We start from the raw sequence: 21661 nt of genomic DNA on the forward strand, positions 1-21661 counted from the left end.
TCACTCCTCAGCCAGGATGCCGTCGGTGATGCGCACCCGGCGTTCGGCCCGGTCGCTCACCTCGTTCTCGTGGGTGATGACCACGATGGTCATGCCCTGGGCGCGCAGCTCGTCCAGCAGGTCGAGCACGGCGTCGGTGTTCCTGCTGTCCAGGTTGCCCGTCGGTTCGTCGCACAGCAGCAGCGAGGGCTCGCCCATCAGCGCCCTGGCGATCGCCGCCCGCTGCCGCTCGCCGCCCGACAGCCGGCCCGGCGCGTAGTCCACGCGGTGGGCCAGCCGTACGCGTTCGAGTGCGGCCAGCGCGCGGTCGCGTCTGTGGGCGCGTGGCGCCGAGCCGTAGACCTCGGCCAGCATGACGTTCTCCAGCACGGTGCGATGCGGCAGCAGGTGGAAGGACTGGAAGACGAAGCCGATACGGCTGCCGCGCACGGCGGTCCTCGCGCCGTCCTTCAGCGTGGTGGTCTCGACGCCGTCGATCCGGTAGCTGCCTTCGCTCGGCCGGTCCAGCAGGCCGAGCATGTTCAGCAGGGTGGACTTGCCCGAGCCCGAAGGCCCGACGACGGCGACGTACCCCGACCGCTCCACCCGCAGGTCGACGGCGTCGAGCGCGACGAAGGGCGGGTCGCCGGGGAAGCGCTTGGTCAGGCCTTCGAGCACGATGACGGGCTCATCCACCGTTGACCACCACCCTGTCGCCCGGCTTCAGCGCGCCGCTCACCTCGACGGCTCCGTCCGCGGCCAGACCGGTGCGCACCTCGACCTCCTTGATCGTGTCGGGCGCGGTCTCCACCTGCACCCTGGCCCGGCCGTCGGCCGCCGTGACGATCGCGGCCGAGGGCACGACGAGCACGTCGCCACCGGTCGCGCCGATCGTCACCCGGACGGTGACGGGCGCTCCGGCCAGCTTCCTCAGGCCCTTCATCGACGACGGTGTGATCACGATCGGCACCGCGCCCTTGGCGTCTCGCCCGCCGAGCGCAGTGACCGTGCCCGGTACGGTCTGCCCCGCCTCGGTCTCGATGCTCGCCTCGAACCCGGCCTTCAACCGCCCCGCCTCCTCGGCGTCGACCGATCCCGAGACCACGAACGCCGAGCCGGTCACGGTGGCGACCGCCCTGTCGACCGGCTGCCCCGCCTTGACGCTCACCTTGTGCAGCCGCACCGGCAGCTTGGGCAGGAAGACGATCTCCCCCGGCGGGATGCTGGTGCCGTACGTCCGGGAGAACTCGGCCAGCAGCGCACGCGCGGCGGCCAGGTCGCTCTCGGCGCCCGCGACCTTCAGCCGGGTGGGCGACAGCTGTCTGGCCTGCCTGAGCGCCTGCTCCGCGGTGGCGACGGCCTCCTCGGCGACCCTGACCGCCTTCTTCAGCTCCTCCAGCCGTTTGACCCGCGCGGCCTCGGTCTCGCCGAGCACCCGGTCGAGTGCGTCGTGCGCGGCCTCCAGGTCGGCCCGGGCGTTGGCGATCCTGAGTTCGAGCAGCCGGGTGTCGACCGCCGACGGCGTGGGCGTGGGCGACGGGCCCGGGGTTGGCGTGGCCCTGGCCTGGGCGAGCTCCTGCTCGGCGGCGAGCAGCCGCTCCTCGGCCGCGCGGATCGCGGCGCGCGCGGCCTCGACCTCGGCCTCGCCGCCGCCGGTGCGGCCCTTGGCCAGGGCCTGGCGGGCCTGCTTCAGGTCCGCCTTGGCCCCGGCCAGTCTGAGCTTGAGCGGCAGGACGTCCATGCCCTGCTCCAGTGTCCTGCGTTCGGCGGCGAGCGTCTCGCGTGCCGTCTGCACGGCTCGGCGCAGGTCGTCGTACTGGCGGCGGGCCTCGATGCCGGGCCGCTGCGCCTCGTAGTCCCGCTTGGCGTAGAAGCGCGTCACCGCCTCGATCGTCGCCTTGTCGAACACCCGGGTGACGGGGGCGCGCAACGCCTTCTGCAGCTGCCCGACGTCCTCGCCCTTGGCGCCGGGCAGCAGGGTGCGATGCATGGGCACCTTGCCGGGGAAGACGAACACCGGCCGCCCGTTCACCTCCATCAGCACCGCACCGGACGCGAGCGTCCCCTTCTTCGGCGCCCGCGTGGCCCGCTGGACCGCCTCATCGCCGCCCACCACCCCGGCCAGCGTCACCGGGTACGGCGAGCCGTACTCCAGCGAACCGCTGACCACGACGGTGCTGACCAGTTCACGCCGCTCGACCGCGACCGTGACATGCGACGGCCTGGGCGGCTTGCGCGCGGCGGCCTCGTCGGCGGGCGAGCGCAGCTGCGTGCTGACCCCCCACCCGGCCCCCGCCACCACCAGGACCGCGGCCAGCACGAGCAGCAGCCTGCGCCGGGGAGAGCCGATCACTGTTCGCTGTACCCGAACTTCACCCTGGCCTCGTTGTTCAGCCGGGTGCTCAGCGGCAGGAAGGCGGCGTAGAAGTCCTTGCCGCACTCCAGGTCGGCCAGCGCCGAGGTGACCTCCTTGGCCAGGTACGGCCTGGCGACCGCGGCCGTGATCTTGCCGTTCTTGAGGAGCTTCTCCGCCTTGCCGCCCCAGATCGTCATGCCCCGGTAGCTCAGCCCCAGCGGTGTGGCCGACTGCACCTGCTCGCCCTTGGACTTCAGGCACTCGGCGAAAGGCCCGGCGAGCGCGACGAGGTCGCTGTGACCGTCGAGCTCCTTGTCGATGCCCTCGATGGCCTTGCTCATCTGGTCCTGGTAGTCCTCGACCGAGGTGACCTTCAGCCCGTTGACCTTGCGCAGGGCGTCGACCCGGCAGGTGTTCATCGTCTTGGTGTAGGCCAGCCGCTCGGCCTCGGGCAGAGCGTCGATCGTGGCCCGGTTGGGGTCTGGCGCCTGCGCCTGGCGCGGGGAGGGGTAGACGAACTCGGAGAAGACGCCGAAGCCGTACTTGGCCCTGGCCTCCTTCATCGCCGCGTAGTCGCCGGTGCCGCCCGGCGCCTTCTTCCTCGGGGCGGGGACCGAGGCGACGTAGGTGAAGCCCTTCTGTTTCATACAGGTGGCGATGACGCTTTCGCGCTCCCTGGTCTTGTCCATGGAGGCGCCCGTCCCCGCGGTGCTGCCAGGCGGCGCCGGTTCGGCACCGCATCCGGTCAGCACCGCCAGGCCGAGCAGGCCGAAACACACCAGCATTCGCATCCAGAACTCCTCAGTCAGTGGTGATGCGCCGCTTTCGCGGCGCCGTGGCCACTCTGGAGCTCTCGCTCAGCCGTCCTGCGTTGGCCGCATGTCGGCCCGCGCTCAGCCGTGTATCGGCTGGGCATCGGCCGCCGTGCTCACAACGCCCGGTACACCAGGACCAGCCCGACACCGTCGAGCTCCGCCGGATCGCCTTCGGCCACGAGCCGCAGCGGGCCCACCCTGAGGCCGGGCGTGCGCAGCAGCACCCCCTCCTCCAGGGCCGCACGCCGCTCGCCGTCGACCAGGAGCCTGCCCTCCCCTGCGTAGGTGGCCAGCAGGGCGACGATCTGACGCCCCTGGAGCCCGGGCAGCGTCCCCTCGGTGATCGGCAACACCAGCTCGGCGCCCTCGCCCGCGACGAAGCTCTCCCACTCCACCGGGAACTCGGCCGCGACATCGACGAACCTGGCCGCCTGGTACGGCTTGAGCATGCCCTCGACCGCGTTGGCGAAGACCGCGCCGCCCTGCTCGGCGACGTACTTGACCACGACCGTCACATCGACGACATCGCCCGCGGGCGGCTCGGCGCACTCCAGCCGCCAGGTGGAGACCGCGCCCGTGCCCTCGAACGGCAGGTAGCGGTCGTCGTCGTAACGCAGCTCGAACAGGCCGCTGTTGTCGCGGAACGGCTCCAGGTCCGACAGGGCGATCTGCTGCCCCGAGCGCCAGTCGGCGCGTACCGAGTCGGGCATGTCGCCCTTGCCGTCCAGCAGGAACCTGACCGCCTTCAGATCGGCGGCGAGTACCGTCCTGTGGCCGAGCTGGGTGAGTGTGGCGTTGACGGCGACGGGCTCGCTCCCACCCTCGAACGTCACCGAAACGGTCTTGATCCGCCGCCGGTAGTGCCCGGGGAAGTCCCGGTCGAACAGCGCCTGGGTCAGGGCGAACTCACACCGCCCCTCCGCCTTGAACCTGACCATGGCCAGCGGGTCGAGTCCCAGCAGCGACACCCGCTTGACGATCTCCAGCCCTCGCGAGTCCCCGTCGCTCCACGCCTTGGACAGGCGTTCCAGGTCGACGGCCAGGCTCTCGCCCGCCAGCACACCGGCACGCCTGCCCTCCCAGGAGCCGGGCTGGACGAAGGAGGAGGAGACGCCGCGTTCGTACTGGTAGGCGCGTTCGGCGGCCTTCGCCGTGTCGTGGGCCAGCGTGTAGGTCTGGAAGTACATGGCCGCGAGCCTGGCCGACATCCACTGGTACAGCTCGGCGTTGCTGAACTTGCCGGTGAGGAAGGTCGTCACGGCCTCGGCGTGCGCGATCTCCCGTTCGGCGGTCGCGAGCTCCTGCCTGGCGGCCGCGAGCTGGTGGCCGCTCGCCACGACCTGGTGGCCGATCTGCACGACGTCGGCCTTGGCCAGGGCCAGCTGGTAGCGCCAGTCGTCCTCCTGGCGTGCCTGGTCGGCGCGCACGCCGAAAAGCTCGCCCGTCACGCTGAAGCCCTCGCCCAGCGACTCGGCGATCTCGGCGCCCTTGTCGAGCACGGTGCCGACCTGCTTGCCGCCGTACTCCGAGCCGGTGATGAACGGGCCGACATACGCCTGCGGCACGGCGTAGGCGATGGCCGAGCCGATCTTCAGCCCGCTGGAGGTGAAGTGCGCGACGGCGGCGGCCGTCATCGAGCCGATCTGGGCCAGCTGCAACGGCGTGAGCCCGGCGTCGATGAGGTCCTGGTAGTAGGCGGCACGCGCCCGCGCGGCCTCCAGTGCGGCCTGCGCCTCCCGCAGTCCCGCGCCCGCGACCTCGACCTGCGTGCGCCGCACCTCGCCGACCAGCGCCTGGATCTCGCCGTCCTGCCTGGCCCGCAGCAGGGCCAGCTCCTCGCCGTCGCGCCGCTCCAGCACGCTGAGCAGGTCGCCGCCGAACTGCCGCAGCCTGTCCACGAGCTCCTGCGCCCTGCGGCAGACGACGGCGAACCGCTGGTGCGGCACCACGCCACCGGCCGTCGCGACCGCCTGGCCGGGCGTGAGCCCCGAGGCGACCCCGCGTACCAGCGCCATCACATCGGCGGGCGGCTCGAACAGCGGCAGCGGCCTGCTGACGCCCATGATGTCGAGCGAGGCCCTGATCTTGCGCAGCCTGTCCTCGACCCGAGTCCAGTAGTCGCCGAGCACGTCGTTGCCCGGGATGTAGAAGTACGCGTGCGCGACGCCGCCGTGCACGGCGCCCATGCCGTCGAGCATGCGCCCGCCCGCCGTGATCTTCGCCGCCTCCGGGTTCTCGGCCTCGCGCAGTTCGCCGTAGGACAGGGCAGGCGGCAGTGTCCGGTCGCCGACGCTGTCGGGACGCCGTCCCAGCAGGTCGTAGGCCAGGACGTAGAGCATCCTGGCCTCGTCGAGGCTCTCCATCGTGTACTGCCTGAACAGCAGGTCGCCCCAGTCGAGCAGGTTGTCGACATAGGCCATCACGACCGCGCGCCGGTAGGCGGTCGGCCGCAGCCCGGCGATGGCGTGCGGGTCGAAGGGGTCGTCCAGGTAGGCCCTGAGCAGGGCGCCGTGATCACCCATCAGGTCGTACTGGCGGCGCAGCCTGGCGATCATCCCGACCTTCTCCCGCAGCGGGCCGCCCGCTTCGAGGCCGGCGAGCTCGTCGTCGATCGCCCGCAGCCCGCCGGAGGCCAGCTCCTGCAGCAGGCCGAGCTCCTGCGGTGTGGCCTGGCGTGCCTGCTCGAACACCTCGGCGACGGCCTCGACCCGGACCAGGATCGGTTCGAGCGCCTCCCGCACGCTCGCCGAGCCGAGCACGTCGAGATCGGCCGCACAGGCGGCGACCAGCGCCCTGACGTCGATGGCGAGGAAGGGCAGGAACCGCCAGTACCTGTCGCCTTCGGTCGGGTCGAAGACGTACTCGTACCAGCGTTTGGCGTCCTCGAAGCGCTGGGCGGTGTTGAGCGCCTGGGCGATCAGCAGGGGCGCGTGGAAGAAGATCTCCCAGTAGTAGCGGCCGTTGGCGCTCTGGAAGTCCAGGTGCGAGCTGACCGGGATGCCGGTGACCTCGGGCCTGACCCGGATCGTGGCCGGTCCCGACCCGACAGGGCTGAACATGGGCAGCTCGTCGACCTCCTGCGTGCGAGGCGAGAGCAATGCGGGCACGCCCCCGACGAGCAGCCGCCTGTTCAGCTCGTAGGCCGTGCTCGACGTGAGCCTGACGATCTCGTGCGGCAGCGAGGCGAACTCGTAGGGCCGCACGACGGCCGCGTCCTTGGCATAGACGACGTATCTCGCCCCGAGGAAGAACACCAGCTGCCCGGGTGTGTCCAGCGCCCCCGTCAGGGCTTGGCCGAACCCGGCGGGCAGCGCGCGCCAGTTGCGTGCGATGTCGTGGAAGTCCTCCGCCCTGAGCGTGTCGAGCTCCTGCCCCTCCTCCAGGACGGCATAGCGCCCGCCGCCGAACACGTAGCGGTTGCCGCCCCTGCTGAACACGGCCTGTACGCGTTGCCGCATGGGCTTGGGGTAGCCCTCGTCGACGAAGTCGGGCACGGCGCCGTCGGCGGTGAGCGTGTAGCGCACGTACTCGGCGCCGCTGGTGAGGTGGAGCCTGCCGTCGGCGACGTAGGCGGCGTCGACCACACCGGTCCTGGTGATCGCGGTGGGGACGCGGCCGAGGTCGGCGCTCGGCTGCGGCGCGGCGGCGGCCTGGGCGGTCGCGGCGCCCTGCCAGATGTAGGTGTGGGCGGTGTTGTCGAAGAAGTAGGCGCCGTCCGCGTAGCCGAAGGCCGCGCCCAGCACCGGCCAGCGCGGCAGGTCGTCGCCGTTGGCCGCCAGCGGCCTGGGGTATCCGGCGTCGGGCCCGTCCGGTCCCGAGTAACGCAGGTAGTGCTCGCCGTAGAAGACGAACAGCCTGCCCTGACGCAGCAGGAAGGCGTCGATCACGGCGCCTGCCGGAACCGCCCACCGCTCGCTCACCGGCCTGGGCGTGCCGAGCGCGCCGGAGACGACATAGCCGCGCTCGGCGGCGTAGAAGTACTCCTTGCCGTCCGCGGCGGTGAATGCGGCGTCGATCCTGGACCAGCGCGGCAGCCCTTCGTCGTTGGTGGCGATCGGCCTGGGATAGCCGGGGTCGACGGGCCCGAACGGCCTGCCGGTGAGGCGGAGGTACTCGGCGCCGGAGAAGACGAAGATGTGCTCGCCCCTGACCAGCACGGCGTCGACCACGCCCGTCCTGGCCAGTGCGGTGCCGACCCGGCCCCACCTGGCGGGCGTGCTCTCGTTGCCCGCGCGCAGCCTGCCCCTGGTCCGCACCTCCAGGTACTCGGCCGCGGCGCTGTCGAAGAAGTATCGGGTGCCGTCCGGCAGTTCGAAGGCGGCGTCGATCCTGTCCCATTCGGGCAGCCTGGCGGTGTTGCCCTTCAGGTCGAGCACCGCGGGGTCGTCGGCCGCCGCGACGGCGATCGGCCGGCACAGGAAGCTGCCGCCCTTGTGGTCGACGCTGAACCAGGGACCGTCCTGCGAGGTGACCGGGCTGTTGAACGGCACGACGGCCGAAGGGCGTATCCGCTCGTCGAAGATCTTCGACAGCTCGACCATCCGGGCGGGCTCGGCCACGGCACCGACCGGCACGGCATAGAGCTCGGGCGTGAGGGCGTAGGCGTAGGACACCTTCTGCACGACCGTCTGCGTGGCGACCTGCGCCGTCTTCGTCACGTCGTAGGAGCAGGAGACGACGATCGAGTCGTGCGGCACGACGGGCTCGGCCGCGAGCGGCGCGCCGCCGATCGGCTCGCCGGGCAGCACGTCCGAGGCCTGGACGAACAGCCGCACATCGGTGATCGGCCCCTCCTCCAGCCGGCCAGGCGGCAGCTCCTGTGCGGGCACCCACTCCTTGGTGAGGTTGCAGAAGGAGTAGAAGACGCGCACCCGGTGCTTGGGCGGCGGCGCGGCGACGCTTCGCCGGTCGCCCTCCTCGTGGGTGACGAGCGTGGTGACACCGGTGTCCTCGGGCGGCACGGTCTCCACGACCGACCAGAAGACGAAGACGCGGCCGAAGGCGTGCACGGGGTCGACGCGGTCGGCGTCGATCTGGATGCCGACCTTGACCCACGGCTCCCAGGCGGCCGACAGCTTCTCCCCGTCGCGGAACTCGGCGCTGCGGTAGTAGTGCCTGCGCGGGCTGGTCCTGGTCCGGCCGAACAGCACCAGCCGCCTGGCGTCGTCGGCCTCGCCCGGGTAGACGTAGGCCCCGGCGATCGCCAGCCTGGACACCTCGGTGTACTCGTCGAGGTAGCGCTTGTAGACGCTCTGCACACGGTCGGCGGTGATCTCGCCCTGCAGCAGGTCGTTCTCCAGCTCGCGGAAGGCCGGGGTCTTGGTGTCGCGCAGCTCGGGCCTGATGTAGTTCTCCGGGTAGAGGAAGACCTTCCTGTTGGCCTCCCAGATCCGGTAGTTCTTCAGCCACGACCACCAGGTCCTGACCTTGGCCCTGACCTCCTCCTCGTCCACGCCGTCCGGCGGCGTCAGCCGTTCCAGGTCGAGCAGGTAGCGGTGCAGGTACAGCTGGGCCGCCGCGATCGCCTCACGCACGGGCGACGTCTCGGCATCGGCTCCCATCTCGACGTCGATCAGCATGCGCTCGTACAGGCCGCGCACGTCGTCGAGGTCGGGGTCCCGGTCGAGTACGGCGGGCAGCAGCGCGTCGCGTCTGAGGACGTTGAGCTCGTTGTGCACGACCCTGGACAGGCTCTTCCACTCCTCGGGGCCGTGCCTGCGCTCCAGCATGAGCGCCAGCGCGTCGGCGGGGTCCTCCTTGGTCCACGCCTCGGCGTACAGCCGCGAAGGCCCGACGCCGAACAGGCGTGTCACCTCGAAGAGCCGGATCAGGCCGAGCACGAACTCGATCTCGAACCGCTCCTCCTGCACCGGGAACTCGGTGATCAGCCCGGCGTTGCGCTTGACCCAGCGCAGCTCGTCCACGTCCCACCCGAACAGCAGCGCCAGCTCCTCGTACGGCTCGGCCGCGCCCTTCCCGAGCAGGTCGACGAGCGCGGGACGCAGCCTGGCGGGCTCGGCGAACCTGGTGATCGTGTGCACGTCGGTGAGCCGGTAGTCGGCCGAGCCCGTCCAGCGGTGCCGGAAGGCCTGAGGGAATGTGCGGTCTACTTGGTCGTATCCATCGGTATAGCGTACGTATTGGTCGGCCCGGACAAGATAGGTACGTCCGGCCAGGACGAAGGCCCCGGTGATGCCCGCCTCGAACCCGGCGGGCAGGTCGCCCCAGTCGTCGTCGATCGTGCGGGGGAAGCCCACGTCGACGACGTCGAGCGCGCCGCGGCGGTAGCGGATGTACTGGTCGGCGCGGAAGACGTACAGCGAGCCGTCGTCCGCGACGAATGCCGCGTCGACCGGGCCGCCCGAGGCGAACTCGTCGCGGATCCTGCCCCACTGCCCGGCCAGCGGCCTGACCGTGTCGCCGACCAGGAAGTGCCTGCCCTTGAACAGGTACACCCGGCCGTCCGGCATGCGGAAGGCGGCGTCGAGGGCGTGCTCGAACTCCTCCGGCAGGGCGGGCAGGCCCAGTTCGGCGGGCAGCCAGGCGGCGATCGAACGCGGGTAGCCGTCGTCGACCCGGTCGTAGTCGCCGCCCGTGTAGCGCACGTACTGGTCGCCCGCGAGGAGGAAGGTGTGCCGGTCGCGCACCAGGGCGGCGTCGACCCTCCCGGTGTCGGCGATCACATTGCGCACCCTGCCGAGCGCGGCGATGCCGTACGTGGCGGTGGGGGTGCGCGAGACGACGTGCAGGACGCCGCCGACGACCAGATAGGCGGTGCGCCGATCGGCCACGGCGGCGTCCAGCACGCGTCCGCTCCCCCGGTCGGCCACCGCGTCCTCGAACGACTCGGCCAGGTTCGCGAACGCCGGTTCGGCACGCAGGTTGACCGCGATCGGCTTGGGATAGCCGGGGTCCACATAGCGGTAGGCCGATCCGGTGTACCTGACGTACTGGGTGCCGGAGAACAGATAGGTCGTGTCGTCGCCGAACACGATCGCCGCGTCGACCGTCCCGGTGCCGTCGTCCGGCAGGAACGGATTGACCGATCGGCCCCACCTTTCGTTGATCGGCGCGGGCGGCCCGAGCACCCGGTCGGCGTAGCGGGCGTAGTGCTCGGTGAAGAAGAAGTACGTGACGCCGTCGGCGGCGGTGAAGGCGGTGCGCAGCGTGTCGCCCGGTTCGAGCCCGGCGCCGAAACCCCGCCAGATCCGCTCGATCGGCCTCGGGTAGGCCCACCGCCCGGTCCTCTCGTTGTACTGCACGCAGTGCTCGCCGTGCAGCAGCAGCATCGTGTCGCCCTCGAACAGGACGGCCGCCGGGATCGGGAAGCCGTCAGGCGCCTGCCAGAAGCTCGCATCGGCCGGGGCCGGGTAGCCGGGATCGGGCTCCAGGTAGGGGCCGTACTCGCCGGTGTAGAGCAGGTGGCGCATCCGGCCGTGCTCGTCCGGCCGTTCGAACAGGTGGGTGACGCCGTGCCTGACGTAGGCCAGCGCGACGCTCGTCAGTCCGGCCCAGTGCTCGGCGATCGGCCTGGCCTCGCCCTCGATCGTGTCGAGGGAGTCGCCGTAGACGACGAACTGGTCGCCGCTGAACAGATACGTCCTGCCGTCCCTGCCGACGAAGGCGGCGTCGACCGTGTTGTCCTGGTAGATCGTGTTGCGCGGCCTGCCCCACTCCTGGGTGTGCGGGTAGTCGTGGCCGATCGCCGTGTTGTAGCAGTCGGGCCCCTTGAACAGGTACGTCGTGCCGTCGGCTCCGGTCAGGACGGCGTCGAGCCCACTGCGATACCTCTCGGGAACCGTACGCAGGGTGAGCGGCCTGACCGGCGTCGAGCCCGGCGGCCCTTCGAGCGCCGTGCGCCGCAGCCACCTGCCGCCCTGCTCGACGAGCACCGAGCCGTTCTCGACATAGGCGCACGACAGACCGCCGAGGTCCAGGCCGTCGTCCTTGCGGTAGAGGACGTCCGAGACGACATGCCACTGCCCGCCCCTGAACAGATACACGTTGCGCCGATCGGCGAAGGCGGCGTCGACGCCGTCCAGCGACACCGGCAGCGCGGCCATCCTGGGCTCGGTCCGCAGGGCGGAGAGCGGGCGCGGGTAGCCGTCCTGCACGGTCGTGTAGTCGTGATCGGCGTAGCGGACGTACTGCTCGCCGGCGAACAGATAGGTGTAGGTACGCGGCGCCTCGACGCCGTCGACGGTCTCGATCACATCGAGCACGAGCGTCGCGTCCACCCGGCCGGTGCGGGCGATCGTGTTGGCGACATGGCCCCAGAACCCGCCGACGCTCGCCGGGAAGCGGTCGTCCACCTGCGTGTAGTCGCCCGTGGAGTAGCGGACGTAGGCGTCGCCGCCGAAGACGTAGGTCTTGCCGTCCCTGCCGACGAAGGCGGCGTCGACCCGGTCGAAGGGGATGCTGTCCCAGTGCTCGCGCAACGAGCGCGGCTCGGACCACCAGCGCCGCCTGGAGTCGAAGACGACGAAGCGCTCACCCGAGAACAGGTACGTCTGCGCGTCCCTGCCGGTGAAGACGGCGTCGATCCTGGTGAAGGCCGGATCGGCGACCAGCGTCGCGGGCAGGTTCCACCAGTTGTCGGCCAGTGGCCTGGGGTACCCGGCGTCCGGGACGGTGTAGTCCCTGGTGGAGTAGCGCACGTGGAAGGCGGTGTCGTCGCCCGAGACCCTGATGCGCTCGCCCGCCCGGCGGATGGTCAGCACGATGGCGTGCTCGGCCGTGACCTGCCACTGCGGCGCGACGCCGGTGACGGGCGCGTCGGCCGCCACGCTCACACCGTGCTCGCGCAGCCTGCGGCGCAACGCCGTCGACAGCCAGCCCTGCGCCAGCTCGGCCTCGTAGTCGGCGGGCAGGTCGAGGATCTGCCCGACCGGGCCGAACAGATGCGTGGCACCGTCCAGCACGAAGGCCGCGTCCACCCGGTCGAGGCCGCCCCAGTCGCCCGCTACGGCACGCGGGAAACCGGGATCCACGACGGAGTAGTCGGCCGTCGAGTAGCGCAGGTAGCGTTCGCCGCTGAACAGATACGTCCTGCCGTCGAGCCCGGTGAACGCGGCGTCCACCCGGCCGGACGGCAGCACGGGGGCCAGGCGTCCCCACCGCTCGGCCGTCGGCGTCACCGGGCCGGGCCCGCCGGGGCCGAGCGCCACGGTCCTGCCGTCCTTGAACAGGTGCACGGTGCCGGAGCCGTCCTCGAAGGCGGCCTCGATCGAGCCCTCGAACTCGGCGGGCACATCGGCACGCCACGCCTCGATCGTGCGCGGGTAGCCGTCCGCCGCCCTGACGCCGTCGCTCTCCAGGCCGTCGGTGTGACGCACGACCTGGTTGCCCGCGAACAGCAGACAGCCCTGGCCGTCGGCGTACGCGGCGTCGATGCGCTCGGCCCCGTCGAAGGTGTTGCGCACCCTGCCCCAGCGTCCCGCCGCGGGTCCGGTCGTCGTGCCGTCGTGCCACTGCTCGCCCGTGAAGACGTGGGTACGGCCGTCGAGCCCGTGGAAGGCCGCGCCCACCGCACGGCCGAACACCTCGGGCAGCGGCGTGTCCCGCCCTTCGCCCGTCCACCAGTCGTCGATCGAACGCGGGTAGCCCTCGTCTGCCAGCGTGAGATCGTTTCCCGAGTAGCGGACGTACTGGTCGCCGCAGAACAGGTACGTCCGGCCGTCCACGTCGGCGAAGGCGCCGTCGATGCGCTCGGGGTCGGCGAAGTTGTTCCTGACCTTCCCCCAGACCTGCTCCTTCGCACCCCATCTGGTGCCGCCCGGCACCCGGGTGAAAGCGAGCGAGGCACCGCCCGCCCCCCTGCCCACGATCCACTCGGTCCCGTCGGCCTGGACGAAGGCCGCGTCCACCCCCGTGAGTACGGCCAGGCGCGGCGACAGCTCGCTCAGCGGCTTGGCCCTGGGATCGGCCAGGGTGTGGTCGGCGGCCGAGTACACCCAGTAGCTGGTGCCGAGGAACAGGTAGATCCTGCCGTCGCCTCCGCTCAGCAGGGCGTCGAACCGGTCGACGCCCGGCGGCAGCGTCAGCGGCTCGGGGAACTTGCCCGCCAGATCCTGGTCGCGGAAGACCAGGTCGACCGCCGCCGCGTCCAGGCCGAGCTTGGCCGCCAGCCTGGCGAACCGCCTGATCCGCCGGTAGACCCGCACGTCGACGGGCGCCACGCCCAGTGCGGGCAGGACCAGCAGGTCGAACGCGTCGGGCGCGACCGCCTCGCAGAGCACATCCACCACGTCGGCAGGCACGCCGAACCCGTCCTGCAGGACGGTCAGCACGGTCTCGCGCTGGTCGGCGGCCAGGCGTTCCAGCCGCTCCACGATCCACCCGACGGCGGCCGACGTCTGCCCGGCCACCTCGTGCAGCAGGAAGAACACATCCATGGTGTAGTCGGCGAAACCGGGCAGCGTCAGGTCCAAGGCGTTGCCGACGGTGGTGAAGTAGGCCAGCCGATCGCCCGGCACGCCGTACGCCTCGTCGAGGTGTCCCGCCTCGACGAGTGCGGTGAGCAGGCGCTCGCGCTCCTCGTCGTCGAGGCCGAGGTCGCTCAGCGCCTCCGGGTCGAGCCGGTAGGGCCGCTGCGCCTCCAGGATGGTGGCGATCCTCCGGCGTACCAGCTCGGCGTCGGCCTCGGTGAAGCCGTCGCCGAGGTCGAGTTCGCCCGCCGGGTCGGTGAACAGCGCCCTGGCCTCCTGCCTGACCCGGCCCGCCTCGGTGACCTCGCCTTCGAGCCGCTCGGCCACCCGGCCGGCCATCGCCTCGTCGGCGATCGGGACGAAGTCGTCGGTCCTGAAGGCGTAGAGCTCGGCGCGTGCCTGCTCCAGTTGGCCGCGTATCGCCTCCAGGATCGCCACGCGCACCGGGTACAGGTCCAGCGGCAGGCCGAGCGCGTCGACCGTGAGCTCGGCCGAGGGGTCGGCGAAGGCGTCGTCGGCGGTCAGGACGCCGTTGAAACGCAGGCTGTCGGTGAGCGCGGCCAGGTGTTCCTCGCTCAGCCGCAGGTCGTCGAAGACCCCGAGGTCGATGGTGATCTCCGCCGTACGGAAGCGCTCGACGCGCTCGCGCAGCGCGGCCAGCACGCCTTCGGCGACCTCGTCGAGATCGGCCGAGGCGGTGAACAGCTCGGCGTTGGCCGGTTCGGCGAAGAACTCGGGCGCGAGCAGCATGCCCTCCTCGTCGACCCAGCCGTTGTAGAGCAGGTTGTCGTACACCTCCGCCTGCTCGGCGGCCGTCAGATCGGGGAAGAGCTCGGCCAGGTCCGAGGGGTAGAAGGCGCCTTCGCCCGCGGCGACCGCCTCGAACAGCCCGGCCGACAGGTCGGTGTAGTCGCCCGCCACGGGCTGCCCGTCGGGCAGGTCCTCGGTGGTGAGCAGGCCGTCGGGGTCGAGCAGGCCGGTCAGGACCAGGTTCGTGAAGACCTTCTCGGCGACCGGCCCCTCCAGGCCGAGCCCGAGGAAGTCCTCCAGGGCCAGCACGCCGAGCTCCGACACCGCGTTGCGGGCCGCCTCGTGCGCCGTTGCCAGGTCGAGGCGCAGCAGCCGGGGGTCGCTCGGCGAGACCACGCCCGCGTCGTAGGCGACGAGCACGTCGTGCACGACCGTGGCGCCGCGCTCGTCGAACAGGTCGGACACCATCGTCTGCCCGGTCAGGGCGACGGCCTCGAACCTGTCCCTGATGCCGGTGAGCACGCCGACGAGTTCCTCGTCCGACTCGGCCGTGGCGGGCCCGCCCAGGATCTCCGACAGCTCCTCCACGCCGAAGCCCGCCTGCGTCGCCCAGGCGTTGACCGCGAACAGCGTCTGGGCCAGCCACAACGCGGCCTGCGGATCGTCGCCCGCCAGGATGCGGAAGCAGTCGCCCTCGCCCGCGTCGAGCACGGGAAGCACGGGAAAGGTGGAGTACCCGCGCAGGGCCGGGTCGGCCTCCAGCGCCGTCAGCAGCCCGAACAGCTCCGCCACCGACACGCCGAGCGTCGCCGTCAGCCGACCGGCGCGATGCAGCAGCGACAGGGCGGGCAGACCGGTGCCACGGTCGAAGGGGCTGTCCTCGAGCGGCCCGTCGTAGCGGTCGCGGTAGCCCTGGACGACCTCGGCGATGTCGCTCTGCGTCATGTCGAGGGCGAGCGACAGATGCAGGCGGTAGTCGCGGTTCTGCGGGGCGAGAAGGTCGCCGGGCGGCGGCGGCACGTCGTCCACGCTCACCGGAAGCGTGCGTGCGGTCAGCGCCGCGAGCACGTCGAACGGCACGTCGTGCTCCCGGTGCAGGTGCAGCGCCGCCGCGAGGACCCGCAGCGCCGCGACGTCGAGCCTGCCGGAGCAGCAGGTGGTCAGCACCAGGTCGAGATCGGTGAACGACACTCCCGTGCGCCGCGCCAGCCTGACGAACCTGTCGGCACGGTCGAACCACTCCACGGGGATCGCCCCCTGGCCGTCGGCCCGTACCAGGGTGCGGTCGTCAGGTCCCACCCGGACGACCGGGCCGCCCGCGTGCACGAAGAACGCCTGTGGGGAACGTTCCAACGCCGGGTCCTGGTAGAGCAGCTCGCGCAACTCCTCGCCCGTCATCGAGGCCGCGTCGAGGAACACCTCCACCCGGACCAGCTCGGCGAGCGTCCTGCCGTAGGCCGCCTCGACCGCGCCCGCGTCGCCGCGCGCGGTCGTCACGATCTCCACCTCGTGCGCCGTCAGCGTCAGGTGGTCGCGGGCGATCCTGTCGCGATCGGCACGCGCCGCGAACAGCCTGCCGTACTCGACCGGGTCGACCCCCAGATGCCGCAGGTACGTCGCCACCCGCGCGTCCTTCAGCGAGAACGGCCGCCTGGCCGTCTTCAACGTCTCGTACGGCTCGGCCCCGAGCAGGCCTTCGAGGACCCGGACGACGACGTCGAGGTAGGGCATCGGGGTGAAGGTGTGGGCGGTGTCGAGCGGGATGGCGGCGAGGTCCGGTCTGCGGCCGAGTATCGAGGCGTCCTCGAAGGAGTCCTGCAGCAGTTTCAGCAGGTCGCTCAGATAGGCGGCAGGCGAACAGACGGACCTGGCCTCCTCGCCCTTACGCAGGTCCAGTGTTCCGAAGAGTCGTTCATAACTGGGCAACCACGTTTCACCGCGCACGATTGCCGTCCCCTTCCGCCATTTCCGACCCGGGCTGCCCCATGGTCCCTTACGCCTTGGAAAGGACCACGACGCAGGAAGGTGACAACTACGTCGTGTAGGAGATCTAACTCCGCAACGCCACCGCACATTGACCCACCTGCGACGATCACGTAGCGTGACGGGTCGCATGCCCTCAGAAAGGCATTCCGATGAGCGAGAACGACCTGAATTCGCCGCCTCGAAATCGACCGGGCAAAAGGCCTGCGGAAAGCTCCCGCACCACTCGTCTCAGGAACACTCCACCCTCGACTCCTCCGGCGATCGCCTCGGCCGAACTCGTCACCGGCCGGGGCGGCAAACGGAGACGCCCGTCGCCCGAGGCCGAGCGCAACGACCAGGAGGGGGATGACGGCGCCCCGATCATCATCGAACCGGGAGACGGCCGGCCGGGCATCGCCCTGCTGACGGCCCAGCCCTCGATCGAAGCGCGGAACGGCGACCTCTTCCAGGTGCTGACGAAGATCTGCACCAATCCGCTCTTCGACGAGCTGATGCTGGCCGTACGCGAATCCAGGGGTGGAAGCTGGGCCGAACTCGTCGATGCATTTCGCGCGCTCCCCGAAAACCGGCGCGGCAATGACGCGACACTCCACATCCTGGAGAAGCTGGACGACAGCGTCGCCGTCGCGGTCGTCGACGCCGGTAGTTACGGGAGCACCGGGCCTCTGATCAGCTTGGGACGTTTCACTCCCGGCCTGCATCAGATCGACCTCTATCCAACGGACAATTCAGCGACCAGCCCCTACTGGCAGTACTTTCACAGCGCCCTCTTCGAACTCGGAAACGCCGTTTTCGCCCCGGTCACCAAGAAGGTCGACGCCGAAGCCGCGGCCGGGCGGGTCGACCCCGTCAGCTTCGTCCTCGCCATCGAGGCGCTGGAGGCCGCCAACTCCCAGCGGTATCACACCGTGCTCTGGCGTCAGGTGCTCGCGGATCCGGACCTCCGAACCGTCTATCGGCCGGGAGCACACGAGCCTGTCGTTCTCGAACCTCCGACCGGACTTCTCGCCCAGTCCTATCCGAGCTTCGAGCAGCAGTTGGACGTGGCCGCTGGGACCGCGCACCCGTCGCATTACCTCCAGTTCTGGCAGGCCAACTACGCGATGGCGTACGAGCGGGAGAACCCGCGAGCCCACGGGCGGCTGCTGCACTGGCTCCACACGAACGCGAACCCGGAGTTCGACGTCGAACAGCAGGTCATGAACCTCACGGGCCTCGCGGTGACTCCTGCGGCCAAAGAGCAGTTCCAGTCCTATGTCTGGACGAGGTACGACCGCCAGCCTCCCCCTCCTCCACCAGGACTCTTCGTGCAGCCCCGGAAACCCCGCAAAGGCAGGACCAAACACCATCGAAAGGCGGGCTGATGAGCGAGAAGCAGGTAGAGACCGATCCTCCTGCGACGTCGAAGCCGTCCGGCAAGCCGCCGCCCAAGCGGAGCTCGCGCAGTAAGCGGGTCGGCAACGAGGTCCGGGCGAAGCGTGCGGCGCCGCCGCCCAAGCGGGCTCCCGTCGTCCAGCACGACGAGGAGTTGGAGAGCTCGGAATCGGAAGAGGAAAGTCAGGGTACGAAGCGCAAGGCCCCTCCCTCTTCCTCCTCCAGCAGCAGTAGCGCCCAGGCGCTCAAGCGAGCACGCTCCAGCACGCCGAAGCCTCCACCGAAGGACGAGAAGGAGGCGGAGGAGGAAGAGGAGGACAGCGACGGCGACGGCGACAGCGGGCCCAAGGTGGGCGGGGAGCGGCCAGTGATCATTTCCAGTGCGGATCGCCGGCTCAACGTCGCCCTGCTCACCTCCGAGGAGCAGAGCATGAAGGACATGCAGGGCGACTACCTCTACCAGGTGCTCGCGAAGATCGTCAGCAATCCGATCTTCGCCGACCTGATGGCGGCCGTGGCCAAGGCCAGGACCGAGCCTTGGGCCGATCTGCTCGCCCGGCAGCGTGCCGAGGAATACCGCTACCCCGACGAGGTGCTGGCCATCATGGACCATGTGCCGGAGGAGGTCGCCGTCACGGTGATCGACCGTGTCGGCTTCGCGCTGGACGACGGGCCACGCGATCCCGCCGCCAACTACAGCACCGGTCTGCACACCATCGAGGTCGGGCAGGTACGCACGGCCAAGATGGCGGTCAGCGCGAACGAGACGGGCCGCTACTGGACCTACTTCAAGAACACGCTGTTCGAACTCTGCAACGCCAGCCAGCGCCAGGCCATGCAGGCGGTCCACGACGGGGCGGCGAGCGGCCGGGTGGATCCGGCCACGTTCGCCCTCGCCGTGGAGACGCTGGAGGACAGGAGCGGCGCCCTCTTCGACCACCTCTGGCCCATCCTGATCGCCGACCCGGACTGCCTCAAGATCATCGACGAGGACTCGGGCAAGCCGAAGAACCTGGTCGCCTCCCGACGACTCCAGGAGACGCTCTTCCTGAAGGAGCACCCTCGGCGCATCGATCGCCTGCGCAAGCAGATCGGCGACCAGCACGCGCAGTTCTACCTGGACATGTGGAAGGAGCTCTACGCGGCGAAGTACGCCGAGCAGAACCCCGAGGCCCAGCCGAAACTCACCGCCTGGCTGGAGGGCAAGACCCCGATCCCCTTCGACCTGAAGGCGAACGTCCAGGCGCTCACCAATATCGAGGTGGGCGCGGACGAGGCGAAGATGTTCGCCAGGTACGCCCCCAGCGGCTATCAGGGGATAATCCCGGCCGAGTTCGAGCAAGAGGAGAGCGAGAGCGACGACGACGGCGACTTCGACCCGTCGAACAAGCAGAAGGCGAAGACCACCTCGACGAAGCGCGGCTCCACCACGCAGAAGGGCAAGAAGAAGCCCGCAGGCCGAGGCCGGACCGGAAGCAAGTAGCGGTCGGGCGAGACGCTATACCGCACATCATTTGGATAGAAAAGAGGTGTTACCCGACCGAGACAATGATGCCTACGCTGGTCCCAGAGCGCCCAACCGCACAGGCACGACGTACGGATCAAAGGACCACGAGCATCCTCGGGAGCCTCCAGTGACACGCGCGAGAACAGCCTTATATGCCCTTCTCATCGCCTGGGTCTTCATTCCCTCCTCCCCTGCCGCCGCCGGTCAGGCGGTGTTCGCCCTGTCCAGCGCCGCCTTCGTCAACGGCGGCGTCATTCCCAAGGTGCACGAGTGCACCAGCGGCGGCAGCGACCCCCGCCAGCGCAACGAGTCGCCGCCCCTGGCCTGGTCCGGCGGTCCGGCAGCGGCCAGGAGCTATGCGATCGTCATGCGCGATCTCGACAACTTCAACCTCATCCACTGGGTCATCTACGACATCCCGGTCAGCACGACCTCGCTCCCCCAGAACGTCGAGCACGCCTATCGGCCCGCCGTACCTTCGGGGGCCAGGCAGATCTACTACCGGGGAAGCGCCAGCCTGTACGGGTACCAGGGGCCGTGCTCGCCCTCGACGGTCAACACCTACGAGTTCGTCGTGTACGCGCTCAACCGGGCGTCGCTGACCACGCTGACCTCGAGTTCGTCCACGCAGACCGCAGCCAGAGCGATCACCGCGGCCTCGATCGGCTCGGCCAGGATCAGCGGCGAGTCCTGACCGCGCCACGTCGCCCCGCCGGTCGCGGCGGGGCGACGCGACGAGGCGGTTACGGCAGGGTGCGCAGGTAGGTCGGCGGCTTGCGGACCTGGCCCGCCTGCTCGAACGCGTAGCCGATGGCGATGAGCGTCGGCTCGGAGTACTTTCCGGCGAAGAACGTCACGCCGAGCGGCAGCACGCCCCTGGCATAGCCGCCGGGCACGGTCACGGCCGGGTAGCCGGACACCGCCGACGGGGTGGAGGAGGCGACGAAGCCGGTGAAGTCGTCGCCCTTGACCAGGTCGGTCTTCCAGGCGCCGTTGTTGGTCGGCGCGAGCACGGCGTCCAGCCTGTTGGCCGCGACGACCGAGTCGATGGCCTTGCGGGCCAGCGAGGTCGCCTTGTCCCTCAGTGCGCGGTACTCGGGGTCGTTCAGGTCGCCGGTGGTGGCCTGGGAGGCCTCGAAGAGCTCCTGGCCGAAGTAACGCAGTTCGGTCGAGGCGTTGCGCTTGTTGAACTCGATCAGGGCGGCCAGGTCACGCGGGTGCCGTCCGGGCGTGGCGGCCAGGTAGGCGTTCAGGTCGTGCTTGAACTCCGTCATCAGCGCGGGGAACTCCGCCTCGCCGACCTGGTCCAGGCCTTCCAGTTCGAGGTTGTCGACCACCGTGGCGCCGCGTGCGCGCAGGGTGGCGACGGCGGCGTCGAGCGTGGCCAGCACCGCGGGCTGTCCCGAGGCGGCCGAGCGCCACACGCCGATGCGCTTGCCGGTGAGCGCGCCCGGCTTCAGCGCCTTGAGGTAGTCGCGCTCGCCGCCCGGCTCGGTCGCGGGGTCGCGCGGGTCGACGCCCTGGATGACGGAGAGCACGGCGGCGGCGTCGGTGACATTCCTGGTGATCGGCCCGGCGGTGTCCTGCGCGAGCGAGAGCGGTACCACGCCGCCCCTGCTGACCAGGCCGATCGTGGGCTTGATGCCGACGACGCCGTTGGCCGCGGCGGGGCAGACGATGGAGCCGTCGGTCTCGGTGCCGATGGTGACGGCGGCCAGGCTCGCGGCGACGGCGACGGCCGAACCGCTGCTCGACCCGCAGGGATTGCGGTCCAGGACGTACGGGTTGGCGACCTGGCCGCCCACCGCGCTCCAGCCGCTGGAGGAGGGGCTCGAGCGGAAGTTGGCCCACTCCGACAGGTTCGCCTTGCCGAGGATGACCGCTCCCGCCGCCCGCAGCCGCTGGACCAGGAAGGCGTCGCGCGAGGGGCGCGATGCGGCCAGCGCCAGCGACCCCGCGGTCGTACGCAGCGGGCCTGTGGTGTCGATGTTGTCCTTGAGCAGGACCGGCACGCCTTCGAGCGGGCCGCGTGCGCCGTGGCGGCGGCGCTGGTCGCTGCGCGCGGCCTCGCTCAGCGCGGCGGGGTTGGTCTGGATGACGGCGTGCAGCACCGGGTCGATCTTGCGAATGCGTTCGAGGTAGAAGCCGGTGAGCCTGACCGAGTCGAAGCGGCCCTTGTCCATGGCGCGCTGCAGGTCGAGCACGGTCGCGCGGTCGAGGTCCAGTCCGCGCAGCAGGGTGTCCGAAGGCCGCGTGACCGCCTCGTGGGCTTGTGCCGGCGCGGCCACGGATAAGCCGGCGACGAGGGTGAACGCCGCCAGCCAGCGTGCGGGATGCATGGAAGTCATGGGTGATCAGCGTAGCGACAATGCTTCATGATGAAAATGTTCCAAATTCAGGCATTAGTGCAGGACAGGAGCCCCTCGCCGACAAAGCCATGATGGAACGGTAATCGGCGGCACCTCAC

Annotated in this window: 8 protein-coding genes; 3 read left to right on the forward strand and 5 right to left on the reverse strand. The window is 70.4% G+C overall.

All coding sequences use genetic code 11. The features are described from left to right. The 4 genes from ACTWNK_RS40620 to ACTWNK_RS40635 all read right to left on the reverse strand — a co-directional run bounded on the left by ACTWNK_RS40620 (nt 1) and on the right by ACTWNK_RS40635 (nt 16271). Nucleotides 1-675: an ABC transporter ATP-binding protein gene (locus tag ACTWNK_RS40620; RefSeq protein ID WP_474310279.1), complete on the reverse strand. Its 675-nt coding sequence runs from the start codon at nt 673-675 to the stop codon at nt 1-3. Then, nucleotides 668-2332 (reverse strand): efflux RND transporter periplasmic adaptor subunit, encoded by a 1665-nt coding sequence (locus tag ACTWNK_RS40625; protein ID WP_474310280.1) that lies wholly within the window; start codon nt 2330-2332, stop codon nt 668-670. Before ACTWNK_RS40625 ends, ACTWNK_RS40620 begins: the two co-directional genes overlap by 8 nt. Further along, entirely contained in the window at nt 2329-3126 is a 798-nt protein-coding gene (locus tag ACTWNK_RS40630) for a hypothetical protein (protein WP_474310281.1), read from the reverse strand. Before ACTWNK_RS40630 ends, ACTWNK_RS40625 begins: the two co-directional genes overlap by 4 nt. A gap of 137 nt (nt 3127-3263) precedes the next feature. Next, nucleotides 3264-16271, reverse strand: coding sequence for a hemopexin repeat-containing protein (locus ACTWNK_RS40635; protein ID WP_474310283.1), 13008 nt, complete (start codon nt 16269-16271; stop codon nt 3264-3266). 191 nt (nt 16272-16462) lie between these two features. On the opposite strand from ACTWNK_RS40635, the gene ACTWNK_RS40640 reads away from it, so the two are divergent. From ACTWNK_RS40640 to ACTWNK_RS40650, 3 genes are all read left to right on the forward strand, one after another. Next, on the forward strand, nt 16463-17677 hold the full coding sequence (locus ACTWNK_RS40640; RefSeq protein WP_474310284.1) for a hypothetical protein: 1215 nt from the start codon (nt 16463-16465) through the stop codon (nt 17675-17677). After that, nucleotides 17677-19170, forward strand: a complete 1494-nt coding sequence (locus ACTWNK_RS40645) for a hypothetical protein (RefSeq protein WP_474310286.1) — start codon at nt 17677-17679, stop codon at nt 19168-19170. Before ACTWNK_RS40640 ends, ACTWNK_RS40645 begins: the two co-directional genes overlap by 1 nt. 151 nt (nt 19171-19321) lie before the next feature. Further along, nucleotides 19322-19888 (forward strand): YbhB/YbcL family Raf kinase inhibitor-like protein, encoded by a 567-nt coding sequence (locus tag ACTWNK_RS40650; protein WP_474310287.1) that lies wholly within the window; start codon nt 19322-19324, stop codon nt 19886-19888. A 49-nt stretch (nt 19889-19937) separates the two neighbouring features. Here the strand turns inward: ACTWNK_RS40650 and ACTWNK_RS40655 are convergent, their stop codons facing one another. Then, a complete protein-coding gene (locus ACTWNK_RS40655; RefSeq protein WP_474310288.1) occupies nt 19938-21542 on the reverse strand; it encodes an amidase in 1605 nt (534 codons plus the stop codon). Between the last annotated feature and the right edge of the window lie 119 nt (nt 21543-21661).

This window comes from Nonomuraea sp. IBHARD001 (assembly GCF_056106265.1).